Source organism: Micromonospora sp. H61 (assembly GCF_018070325.1).
Lineage (GTDB): Bacteria > Actinomycetota > Actinomycetes > Mycobacteriales > Micromonosporaceae > Micromonospora > Micromonospora salmantinae.
On sequence record NZ_JAGPXY010000114.1, the window covers coordinates 1 to 11,778 of the forward strand.

7 protein-coding genes and 1 pseudogene are annotated in these 11,778 nt (G+C 75.1%); 6 read left to right on the plus strand and 2 right to left on the minus strand.

Translation table 11 applies throughout. From position 1 onward, the window contains the following. Nucleotides 1–91: 91 nt before the first annotated feature. Complete coding sequence (locus KBX08_RS34815; RefSeq protein WP_307850700.1) at nucleotides 92–3,619, plus strand: WG repeat-containing protein; 3,528 nt, start codon at nucleotides 92–94, stop codon at nucleotides 3,617–3,619. A 44-nt stretch (nucleotides 3,620–3,663) separates the two neighbouring features. Beyond that, nucleotides 3,664–4,662, plus strand: a complete 999-nt coding sequence (locus KBX08_RS31040; RefSeq protein ID WP_210787293.1) for an aldo/keto reductase family protein — start codon at nucleotides 3,664–3,666, stop codon at nucleotides 4,660–4,662. 102 nt (nucleotides 4,663–4,764) lie between these two features. On the opposite strand, the pseudogene KBX08_RS31045 reads toward KBX08_RS31040, so the two are convergent. Together KBX08_RS31045 and KBX08_RS31050 are read right to left on the minus strand one after the other, a co-directional pair. Further along, nucleotides 4,765–5,559 (minus strand): annotated as a pseudogene (locus KBX08_RS31045) (site-2 protease family protein). After that, a complete protein-coding gene (locus KBX08_RS31050) occupies nucleotides 5,559–5,759 on the minus strand; it encodes a hypothetical protein (RefSeq protein ID WP_030337978.1) in 201 nt (66 codons plus the stop codon). Before KBX08_RS31050 ends, KBX08_RS31045 begins: the two are co-directional and overlap by 1 nt. A 145-nt stretch (nucleotides 5,760–5,904) precedes the next feature. Here KBX08_RS31050 and KBX08_RS31055 point away from each other — a divergent pair, with 145 nt between their 5' ends. The 4 genes from KBX08_RS31055 to KBX08_RS31070 all read left to right on the plus strand — a co-directional run. Continuing rightward, nucleotides 5,905–7,722: a serine/threonine protein kinase gene (locus tag KBX08_RS31055; RefSeq protein ID WP_210787302.1), complete on the plus strand. Its 1,818-nt coding sequence runs from the start codon at nucleotides 5,905–5,907 to the stop codon at nucleotides 7,720–7,722. Between the two features lie 49 nt (nucleotides 7,723–7,771). Further along, nucleotides 7,772–9,682 (plus strand): bifunctional adenosylcobinamide kinase/adenosylcobinamide-phosphate guanylyltransferase, encoded by a 1,911-nt coding sequence (locus KBX08_RS31060; RefSeq protein WP_210787309.1) that lies wholly within the window; start codon nucleotides 7,772–7,774, stop codon nucleotides 9,680–9,682. Beyond that, complete coding sequence (gene cobS / locus KBX08_RS31065) at nucleotides 9,672–10,445, plus strand: adenosylcobinamide-GDP ribazoletransferase (RefSeq protein ID WP_210787313.1); 774 nt, start codon at nucleotides 9,672–9,674, stop codon at nucleotides 10,443–10,445. The genes KBX08_RS31060 and cobS overlap by 11 nt, the downstream gene beginning before the upstream one ends. Before the next feature lie 67 nt (nucleotides 10,446–10,512). Beyond that, the coding region (locus KBX08_RS31070; protein WP_210787316.1) for a DUF2314 domain-containing protein at nucleotides 10,513–11,778 on the plus strand (1,266 nt) is incomplete at its 3' end.

An 11,778-nucleotide genomic window follows, 5' to 3' on the forward strand; every position in this document is an offset into this window, starting at 1 on the left:
GGACGCGCCTCGTGAGGACGCCTACCGCGAGCCCCGGCCACAGCCGGGCCAACGGTCGGACGGCAGTCTGCCCTGGCCAGCACCGGGTCCGGTGCGCCAGGAGCGCACCCCGGACCGCACCCGGGAGCCCGGCCACCGCACCGATCCGCACCGCACCACGGACCCGCACCGCACCACCGACCCGCACCGCACCACCGACCCGCACCGCACCACCGACCCGCACCGCACCGACCCACACGGCAGCCCCGACCCGCACCGCCCGACCGAGCCGCATCGCAGCACGGACCCGCACCGCAGCCCCGACCCGTACCGCAGCGCCGAGCCGGGCATCGCGTCGCGGCCGGCCGCCCGGCCCGCCCGGCCGGCGGCCACGCCGTCCCGGCCAGACGAGCGCCCGGCGGCCACTCCGGCACGGTACGACGAGCGACAGGTACGTCCGGCCGCGACGGCGCCGCCCGCCTCCGGCCGTGCCATGCCGGTCCCACCGGTCTCCCCGGAGCGACCGGTGTCGCCGGCACCCGACTCCCCCGGCTGGGACCGACCGGTGTCGCCAGCACCCGTCTCCCCCGGCTGGGACCGGCCGGTGTCGGCCGCTCCCGTCTCCCCCGCCGCGACCGGTTGGGACCGGCCGGTGTCGGCCGCCCCCGTCTCCCCCGCCTCCGACCGGCCCGTCTCCGGGCCACCCGCCGCGCGCCTGCGGCTGGAGTACCTGCCCGCGCCGGTGGACCCGCCCGGCGCCGACGAACGCTCGGATGCCCCGCCAGCATCGGGCCGCCGGTCGCTGGCCGAACCGCCACCGGCGTCCGGCGCGCATCCCGCCCCGCCGCGTTACCCCGGCCCGGACACCAAGGACCGTCCGGCGGACCAACGGCGCGGCGAGGAGCCGGACCCGGACCGCCGTAGGGTCGGCGACCCGTTGGCCGGCACCCCACCGACCGACCGCCGCCCGACCTCCCCCGACCGCTCGCCCCCGGCGGAGCGGCCGCACCCCGGGGATCGCCCGGCCGCGCAGCAGCGCCCGTACTCGCCGGAGCGACTGACCCCGACGGCGGACGCGCGCCCGTCGGTGGCCCCGCCACCCACCTGGCAGGCACCGCCGCCACCGGCGACCCGTCCCGACCCGACCCCGGCCGACCCGACCCCGGAGGTTCCGGCTCCGGCGGCCCCGCAGCCACCGGCGGCGGAAGTCGCGCCGGCGCTCCCGCCGGCCCCCGGTACGCCGCGCCGCTACGTACCCCCACCGCCCTCGGAAGAGCCGGTGGCGGCCGTTCACGAGCCGGACGACGTTCCGGGCACCCGCGGGCCGGAAGCGTGGTTCAGCCCCGCTCAGCCCGCCGAATCCGACCAGGCCGAGCCGGCGACGGACCAGCGGTCGTTCGACCCGGTCGACGACGAGTCGACGGTCGGCGACCCCAACCTCTCCGTGACACCGGTCGCACCGGACGGGCAGACGTCGACGGCCGACAGCCACCTCGACGTGGCCGACGGGCACACCAGCGGGTCGACACCAGACGAGGCGTTCGACCCGGTCTCCGCGCCGCCCGCCCACCCCGTCTCCGGTGCCCCTCGGCTCTGGGTGGACGACCTGGACGACGACCCGCAGCCCGCTTTCGACACGGGAGCGCTGGACGGCGACCAGCCCGTCTCCGGCGCACCTGTCGTCGCGATGCCCCACCAGCGGACCGAAGCCGACCTCGAAGCCGAGGGCGAGGCCGACCAGCAGCCAGTCGCCGATTCGCCCGGCGAGGACACCGATCCGGTCGAGTACGACCCGACGGACGAACTCACGCCGCCCGACGAGCCGACGGACGCGATCGACGATGCGAGCGCGGGCCCGCCGGACGGCTCGCGATTCGACGACTGGCGGGACGACGCGGCGCAGCACGTCACGGCTGCGGACGACACGAGCCGGCCCGTCTCGGCACCGCCGGTCCCGGTCACGCCGGTCTCCGCACCTCCGGCACCGCCGGTATCCGCCCCGCCCGCAGCCCCCGTCTCCGCGCCGCCAGCACCCGCCGCGGCGCCCGTCTCCACACCACCAGCGCCGACCGCAGCCCCGGTGTCCGCACCGCCCGCGTCAGCGCAGCCGTACTCCGTAGCGCCCGTCTCCGCGCCGCCAGCCGCCACGCCCATGACCGCACCGCCGGCCTCGACCCCGCCGCCCGCCGCAGCGCCCGTCTCCGGGCCGCCGGCTTCGGTGGTGCCGACGTCCGGGCCACCCGCCTCCGCCGTACCCGGCCCGAGGAGCGGCTCGGACGGGGAGAACGAGCCGGTGTCCGCGCCACCCGACGACGCACCGCCGGTGGTGACCCGCCCGTCGCTGGCCGACCCGGGCGACCCGGAGCAGGTGCTGGCCGCGTACCGGTGGCGGTTGGACCCGGTCACCCTGCGCGAGGAGCTGACGGAGCCGGACGACCTGCGGGCCATTCGGCGGCGGCTGACCGAGAAGTTGGGCTCGGCGGTCGACAACCGTGCCCGCGCCCGGCTGCTCAGCCTGCGGGCGGTGGCCTCGCGGATTCTCGGCGACCTGGACGACGCGCTGGCCGACGGTCGGCTCGCCCTCACCTACGCAGAGGCCACCGGCGAGCTGCGCCGGACCGCGCTGGCCCAGGCCCGGCTGGCCCACGTGCTGCGCTGGCGCGGCGACTTCGCCGAGGCCGACCAGCTCTTCGCCCAGGCCAACTCGGTCGAGTTGCCCGACCGGCTGCGGGCCGCGCTGCACGAGCACGCCGGACGGTCGTGTTACGACCAGGGGCGGCTCATGGAGGCCTGCGAGCACTTCGAGAAGGCGCTCGACCTGCGCGGCGCGGGCGACGCCGAACTGCTGGACCGGGTCCGGGTGGCCCTCGACGCGGTCACCGTCCGGGCCGAGGCGGATGGCTTCGGGGCGTACCCCCGGGGTCGGGACGAGGTGCTCGACCGGGACCGACCCCCGTTGCCGGACCGGGACGGGTCGCTGTGGGGTTACACCAGCCAGGACGGCGACGTGGTCGTCCCCGCCCGGTACGCCGAGGCGCAGCCCTTCCACGACGGGTTGGCCTGGGTCCGCCGGCCGGACACCGATCGCTGGTCGCTGATCAACCTGCTCGGTACGACGGTGATCCCGCCGTCCTTCCGGGCCGCACAGCCGTTCAGCGACGGCCTGGCCTGGGTGGTCGGCGAGGGTGGTTGGACGGCGATCGACGCGACCGGGGCAGTGCAGGTCGCGCCCAACTTCGCCGAGGTACGACCGTTCCGGCGTGGGCTGGCCGCGGTACGGCGCGAGGGGTGGGGGGCGGTCGACCGGACCGGTCGGGTCATCGTGCCCACCCGCTACCACGGCTTCGTCACCGAGTTGGCCGACGGCCAGCAGATCGACGGTTTCACCGACGAGGGGCTCGCCGTGGTCGACGTCGGGGGTCGGCGGGGCGTGGTGGACCGCACCGGCACGGTGCTGGTCCCGCCGGCGCACCGGATGCTGGTCGTCCACCCGGTGGCGTTCCTGATCGAGAGCGACAACGGGCGGTGGGGCGCGCTGGACCGGCGCGGCGTGCCGCTCATCGATCCGGTGCACCGCGATCGCACCGAGGTGCTGGAGGAGATCGACCGGCTACTCACCGACGCCAACCCGGTGCTCTGAGTCACCGGTCGCCGGTGTTGATCCACTGGAGCTAGGGTCGGTGCATGGAATTCCGACACCTGGGCCGTTCCGGCCTGATGGTCAGCGAGATCTCGTACGGCAACTGGATCACCCACGGTTCGCAGGTCGAGGAGGACGCGGCGTTCGCCTGCGTCCGGGCCGCCCTCGATGCGGGGATCACGACCTTCGACACCGCCGACGTGTACGCCGGCACGCGCGCCGAGGACGTGCTCGGCCGGGCGCTGCAGAACGAGCGCCGCGAGGGCCTGGAGATCTTCACCAAGGTCTACTGGCCGACCGGGCCCGGCCGCAACGACCGTGGCCTGTCCCGCAAGCACATCATGGAGTCGATCAACGGCTCGCTGCGCCGGCTGCGTACCGACTACGTGGACCTCTACCAGGCCCACCGGTACGACTACAGCACGCCACTGGAAGAGACGATGGAGGCGTTCGCCGACGTCGTGCACTCCGGCAAGGCGCACTACATCGGGGTCTCCGAGTGGACCGCCGAGCAGCTGCGCGCCGCGCACCCGCTCGCCCGGGAGCTGCACATCCCGCTGGTCTCCAACCAACCTCAGTATTCGATGCTCTGGCGGGTCATCGAGACCGAGGTCGTACCGGCCAGCGAGGATCTGGGCATCGGGCAGATCGTCTGGTCGCCGATGGCCCAGGGTGTGCTCTCCGGCAAGTACCTGCCGGGCCAGCCGCCGCCGGCCGGTTCCCGGGCCACCGACGAGAAGTCGGGCGCGGGCTTCATCTCCCGGTTCATGAACGACGACGTGCTCACCCGGGTTCAGCAGCTCAAGCCCCTCGCGGAGCAGGCCGGGCTCACCATGGCCCAGCTCGCCGTCGCGTGGGTGTTGCAGAACCCGAACGTCTCGTCGGCGATCATCGGCGCGTCCCGCCCCGAGCAGGTGCACGACAACGTGAAGGCGGCCGGGGTGAAGCTCGACGCCGAACTGCTCAAGGCGATCGACGACATCATCGAGCCGATCACCGAGCGGGACGCGGCGAAGACCGAGTCCCCCGCGCAGCGTCCCTGACGTCGTTCCGGCCCGGCCGGCGCGAGAGTTTCGCGCCGACCGGGCCGGGTCAGGTCAGGTCCGTCTGGTCGCCGGGTCAGGTCAACTGCGCCCGGTCGCCGGTCACCGCCAGAAGCGGATCAGCTCCAGGCCGGTGGCGTAGAGCCACGACGGCAGACCGAGCAGGTCACCGACCGCGAAGACCGCGTCGAAGAACCAGCCGCCGATGCGCGGGTTCCACAGCAGCGCGAAGAGCAGGATGAAGCCGTACGGCGCGAACAGGTCGTACATCTTGCGCCACTGCGGGTTGAGCCACGGCTGGATCATGTTGCCGCCGTCCAGGCCGGGCACCGGCAGCAGATTCAGCACACTGGCGGTGAGCTGGAGGAAGGCGAGCAGCGCCACCCCGGCCCAGAACTCCACCGGACCATCCGACTGGGTGCCGAACCGCACCGCCGCCACCAGCACCAGCGTGAACAGCACGTTGGTCGCCGGGCCGGCGAGGCTGACCAGGGTGTGCCGCAGTCGACCCGGGATGGCGTGCCGGTCCACCCAGACCGCGCCACCCCGCAGGCCGATGCCGCCGAGCAGCACCACCACCACCGGCAGCACGATCGACAGCAACGGGTGGGTTTACTTCAACGGGTTGAGCGTCAGGTAGCCGCGATGGGCGATGTCCCGGTCGCCGGCCCGGTAGGCCACCACCGCGTGGGCGTACTCGTGCAGGCAGAGCGACACCAGCCAGCCGGACACCACGAACAGGAACACGTTGAACCGGACGCTGCCGTACCCGTTCCAGGTCAGCACCCCGCTGACCGCGAAGAGCGCGACCAGGCCGAGGAAGACCGGGCTGGGCCGGAACGCCGCCTTGGGCACACCGAGGACCAGCCCGTCACCGCCCGGGCGGTCGTAGGCCATCACTCGGCCGTGGGCAGCAGGCTCATCCGGTACTCCACCCGGTCGTCCTCCACGAGCGCGACCGAGGTGACGCCGGACGCCGCGAGCTCCCGCCAGGTCTGACCGATCCAGGATTCGGCGTCGGCCTGGCTGCCGAACGACTCCGCCGGTCCCTCGACCGTCTGACCGTCCGTGCCCTCGTACCGCCAGCTCCACGCCATGCCGCGTCTCCCCTCGCCGCTGAAGTCCCCGTGGGACGAACCCTCGCCAGCGTAGTCGGCCCGGCGCGCAACGGCCGCTCGCTCGCCCCGGCGGGGGCCCACGGGGTGGATCAATCCGATCGACGCCGGCCGGTACGGTGGCTTGGTGCTGACACGGGGAGTGCTGCTCGGCGACCGGTACCGGCTGGGCGAGCGGGTGGCGACGGGTGGGATGGGCGCGGTCTGGCGCGGCACTGACGTGCTGCTGGAACGCGAGGTCGCCGTGAAGGTGCTGCTGCCGTCGCTGGTCGCCGATCCGGAGTTCACCGCCCGCTTCCGGGCCGAGGCGCGGATGCTGGCCGCGCTGCGGCACCCCGGCGTGGTGCCGGTGCACGACGTGGGGCAGGCCACGCTCGACGACGGCAGCCAGGTCGACTACCTGGTGATGGAGTACGTCGACGGCGAACCGTTGTCCGCCCGGGTGCGCGCGGTCACGCGGCTGGATCCGGCCACCACCATGTCGGTGCTGGCCCAGGCCGCCGACGCGCTGCACACCGCCCACGTCGCCGGCATCGTGCACCGGGACGTGAAGCCGGGCAACCTGCTGGTCAAGGACGACGGCACTGTGGTGCTCGTCGACTTCGGCATCGCCCGGTCCCGCACCATGGCCGGGCTCACCGCCGCGAACATGGTGCTCGGCACCGCCTCGTACATGTCTCCCGAGCAGGCCACCGGGCAGCCGGTCTCGGCCGCCACCGACATCTACGCGCTCGGCGCGGTGGCGTACTTCTGCCTTGCCGGGCAGCCGCCCTTCCACGGTGACAACCCCCTCGCGGTGGCGCTGCGGCACGCCCAGGAGGACCCGGCGGCGCTACCGGCGGACACCCCACCGGCGGTTGCCGCAGTGGTGGCCCGCGCGCTGGCCAAGCGTCCGGAGGACCGGTTCGGCAGCGCCGCCGAGTTGGCCGCTGCCGCCGCCGATGCCCGCGACGCGACTCTGGCGAGCATTCCGGTCTCGGCCCGCCCACCGTGGGCGCTGGCCGTACCCACTCCCGGGACACCCTCGGCTCTTCCGGTCACCCCGGCCGCTACACCGCCCGCACCGACGCCCGTGCCGACGCCCTCCGGCGCACCGACGCCGTTGGCCGGGTCGACGCCGACCGGGCCCTCCGCGCCGGTCGGGGCCGCCGCTGTGCCCACGCCGGCGGGCTTCGCGGCCTCGCCGGTGACCGGGCCAGGCTCGACCCGCGAGGAGGCGCTCCGGAAGGGGTCGTCCGGCCGACGCCGGCAACTGCTGGTCGGGGTCGGCGCGGTCGCTCTCGTGGCACTGATCGCCGTGGCCGTGGCGGCCCTACGGCCCGACGGAGAGCAGGGTGGGGCCGACGTTCCGCCCGCCCTGGCCGGCGAATCGGCGGCGGCCCCGGGCGGCGGCGCGCTCGACGACGAAGGTGCGAGCACCTCGGGATCCACGCCCAGCGGCGCCCCGGGCGCCAACCGCACCGCGTCCGCCGCGCCGACCGGCTCCGTCGGAGGGGCCGACGCGCCGACCCCCGCCCCGGACACGCGCACCGCGACGCCGGGCAGCACACCGACCGGTACGGCCAGCAGCCGACCGACGCCCAGCCGCACCTCGTCCAGCCGGCCCAACCCGTACACGGCGGCACAGGCGTGCGGCAGCGGCTACCAGGTGATCGACTCGGCGACGCTGACCGGCGGGGACGGGCAGCGCAAGGGCCGGGTCTTCCTGCTGTACCACGCGGGCACCGGCACCAACTGCGTGGTGACCCTGAAGGACACCGCGGTCGGCGCGAAGTCGGCCGCCTCGGCGTACCTGGAGGTGCAGGGGCGGGCACGCAGCACCGACAGCGGGTCCTTTGACTACTACGCCGGACCGGTGCGGGCCAGCGCCGCCGGGACGTGCGTCAAGTGGGGCGGCTCCACCGGCGGAGTCAGCTACGGCAGCGGGTTCGAGCACTGCGACTGAACGACGGGCCGGCAGGCACCGCAACCCTGGGCGGCCTTAAGGTACGGGCATGTCCGTAGACGGGTGGAACACGGTCCTGGTGCTCGGCGGTATCCGGTCCGGCAAGTCCGAGTTCGCCGAGTCCCTGGTCACCGACGCGCCGGTGGTCCGCTACGTCGCCACCGCGCCCGAGGGCGACCCGGAGGACACCGAGTGGGCGACCCGGCTGGCGGCGCACCGCGCCCGACGGCCGGGCAGCTGGACCACCGAGGAGACCACCGAGGACCCGCGCCGGCTGGCCGACGTGCTCGAGTCCGCCGAGCCCAACGAGATGCTGCTCGTCGACGACCTGGGCGGCTGGGTGACGGTGCTGCTCGACCCGGACCACCAGCCCGCCGACGACGTGGCGACCATCACCGAGCTGGCCGAGGCGATCCGCGGGTGTGCCGCCCGGGTGGTGCTGGTGAGCCCCGAGGTGGGGCTGTCGCTGGTGCCGACCACCCCGCTGGGCCGGGCGTTCACCGACGCGTTGGGCGCGGCCAACCGCGCGGTCGCCGACGCCTGCGACGCGGTCGTACTGGTCGTCGCCCAGCCGGTCTCGCTCAAGCCGGCCACCACCGCGACCGAACCGTCCGTTCCCGCCACCGCGACCGCGCCGACGGCTGCCGCCACCGCACCGGTCGTGGCGAGCCTGGCCGACAGCGAGCCCACCCCCGAGGTGCAGCTGCCCGACGTGCTGACTCCCACGCCGCCGGCCGCCCCGACCGGGGAGCCGGGCAACCCGTGGGCCGCGCCGACAATGGCGCTGCCGATGGTGTCCACCGGGCTGGTCATCCAGCCCGGCATGGAGCTGCCGATGCCCGACGAGTACGCCGGCCCGCAGGCGGTCGACCGGCTGGCCACGCTGGACGTACCGGGTGCCGGGCTGGGCGTGCTGGACCGGGTGGTGGGCTTCGCCGCCGCCACCCAGGGCACCTCGACCCCCGCCGCCTGGGGCTCGGTTCGGGTGCTGCTGCTGCACGGCGACCACGCCGGCGGGGCGGCGGCCGGCACCGTCGCCGGTGACTCGGCGCGCCGCGCCGCACAGGCCCGCGCCGGCCAGGGCGCGTTGGCGCGGCTGGCCGCCGAGAGCGGCGCGAGTCTCCAGGTGGTGGACACTCCGGCCTCCGCGCCGATCGAAGACCAGCCGGCCCTCGCGCCGGAACAGGTGGAGTCCGCGCTGCGCTACGGCTGGCGGTTGGCCGAGCAGGCCGCCGACGCCGGCGTACAACTGCTGGTGCTCGGCGCGTGCGGCGCCGGCACCGAGGCGGCGGCCGCGGCGGTGCTCGCGGCGACAGCGGGCGCGGAGCCGCCCGCCGTGCTGGGCCGGGTGATCACCGACTCCGGCGAGATCGACGACGCGGCGTGGATGATCCGCTGCGCGGCGGTACGCGATGCGCTGCATCGCACCCGACGCTCGTCGCGCGGCGCCAAGGACATCCTGGCCGAACTGGGCGGTGGCGACGTGGCGGTGGCCACCGGTGTGCTGCTCGGCGCGACCGCCCGCCGGGTGCCGGTGCTGCTCGACGGGCCGGTCGGGTTGGCCGCCGGCATGGTGAGCCGTGACCTGGCCAGGCAGGCCCGGCACTGGTGCCTGCTGGCCGACCACGGCGGGCACCCCGCCGTGCGGCTCGCCGCCGACGTACTGGGCCTCACCCCGCTGCTCGACCTGCGGATGGATCTCGGCGAGGGCGCGAACGCGCTGGTCGCGCTGCCGCTGCTGCGCTCGGTGCTGGCGCTGTCCGCCGCGCTGCCGGTGCACCCGTCGCTGGCCGGCACCGACGACACCGACCCGGCCGCCGACGAGCCGGAGTCCACCGACCCGAGCTACGCCGACCCGGCTCTCACCGAGCCCGACTCGACCGAGCCCGACTTCGCCGAGCCGGGCCCGGCCAGCACGGGGGCGGACGAGCAGCCGGCGTCGGGCTGGCGTGCCGGCTGAGCCACGGCTGCTCGCGGGAGCCCGGCTGGCGGTCACCACGTTCACCACGCTGCCGGTGCGGGCCGGACGCATCGATCGCCCGGTCGCCGGCACGGCGATGACCCTCGCCCCGGTGGTCGGCGCGCTGCTCGGCGCCCTGCTGGCCGGTCTGCTGCTGCTGGCCGGGGCGCTCGCCCCACCGCTGGTGGCGGCCGGTGTGACAGTCGGCGTCGCCGCGCTGCTCACCAGGGGGCTGCACCTGGACGGGCTGGCCGACACCGTGGACGCGCTCGGCTCGTACCGCCGGGGCGCTGCCGCCCTGGAGATCATGAAGAAGCCGGACGTCGGCCCGTTCGGGGTGGTCGCCCTGGTGGTCGTACTCCTGGTGCAGGCCGCGGCGCTCGCCGACCTCGCCGGTCGGTCCTGGCCGGCATGCGTCGCGGCGGTGGTCGCGGCGACCGCGGCCGGGCGACTCGGTGTCACTGTGGCCTGCCGGCGGGGAGTGCCGGCGGCCCGGCCCGACGGGCTGGGCGCGCTGGTCGCCGGCACGGTCGGCCCGGTCGCGGTGGCCGCCGGCGCGATCGCCGTCGTGCTGCTTGCGGTGCCCGCGGTGCCGGGCCGTCCGTGGCAGGGGCCGCTGGCCGTCGTCGCCGCGATCGCCGTCGCGCTACCGCTGCTCAACCACGTGGTACGCCGCCTCGGCGGGATCACCGGCGACGTCCTCGGCGCGACCGTCGAGGTGGTCACCACGCTGGTCTACCTGGGTCTGGTGCTGTCCGGCTGAACCGGGCCCGGCGGGCCGGGTAGCGTTCGGCTCGACAACACCGGCGCGGCCACCGGGGGATCCCACAATGCTCATCACGGACGACTTCCTGCCCGTACCGGTGCCGGAGTCGCTCAGCGCGACCTACCTGGTGCCGATGGCGGGGCTACCGAAGGTCAGTGCGAAGACAGCGGTGGCGGCCCTGACCGGCCGACTGGCCGAGCCGGTGCACGGGCTGGCCCGGCAGATGCTCGACAGCCCGCTGATGAGCGTCGACACCCGGCCGATCGCCGAGTTCCCCGAGCTGCCACCGGACCTGCTCACCGCGTTCGGTGCCACCAAGGAGCAGCTGGACCGGCTGGCGGCGGCGACGCACCTGGTGGTCGTACAGGCCGAGTACCGGCCCGGTTGGCCACCCGCGCACGAGTGGGCCGCCCGGGCGGTCGCCGCCGCCGTGGCGGAATCCGTCGACAGCGACGTGGTGGACGTCTTCGGCCTCCAGTTCCTCGACCCGGCGACCGCGCTGCGCTCCCTCCCCGACGAGCAGGGCCGCATCCGGCTTGTCGACTGGGTGCTGGTGCCGTACTCCTCGGACACCGAGGGCCTGTGGTTCACCACCAAGGGCCTGCGCCGCTTCGGTCTGCTGGAGTTGCAGACCCAGGGGGTGCCCGACCACCTCACCCGCGCCTGGGGTGCGGTGATGACCGGGGCGGCCCGCCGACTGCTGCGGGACTGGACCGACGGGCTCACCGGCGAGGAGGTGCCGGCGTTCGTGCAGCTGCCGGTGCTGGCCACGGTCACCGGGCACGACATCGCGGTGGCGTACGGCAACCCGGAGCAGCACGGCGCCACCGCCCCGGTGCTGCTCCGCCTCGAACTGGACCCGGCGACCGACCCGGAGGCCGACTCGTTCCTCAGCCTGCGCCCGCCGGCCGGGCACCCCGGCCCGGACGGGCGTTACTACGCCGCCGCCTGCGCGACCCTGTTCTCCGGGATCCAGCCGGACGTGCGCTACGCCCGCTCGGGTGACGCGATGAGCCGTGCGGTCGCCACCGCCCGGGCCGCGCTGGATGACGCGCGGGCCCGGTTCGTCGCCGGCCTTCTCCCCACCGAGTCGCAACTGGTGGTCAAGTACGGCCTGCCCGGAGACGACGGCCCGGAGTACGTCTGGGCGGGCGTCACCTCGTGGGAGGCCCCGGAACGCATCGTCGGCGTGAGCGCCAGCGACGCGAACACCGACCAGAGCGTGCGCATCGGCGCCCCGGTGGTCGTGGAGGCGTCCGACGTGGTCGACTGGGCCGTCCTGGACGCCACAGGCGTCATAGAGGGCGGCTGGACCCAAGCAGTCCTGGAC

Excerpts from the sequence above, each read along its gene's own strand:
- KBX08_RS31040 (WP_210787293.1), top strand. The coding sequence starts at position 3,664 with ATGGAATTCCGACACCTGGGCCGTTCCGGCCTGATGGTCAGCGAGATC.
- KBX08_RS31060 (WP_210787309.1), top strand. The coding sequence starts at position 7,772 with ATGTCCGTAGACGGGTGGAACACGGTCCTGGTGCTCGGCGGTATCCGG.
- KBX08_RS31050 (WP_030337978.1), bottom strand. The coding sequence starts at position 5,759 with ATGGCGTGGAGCTGGCGGTACGAGGGCACGGACGGTCAGACGGTCGAG.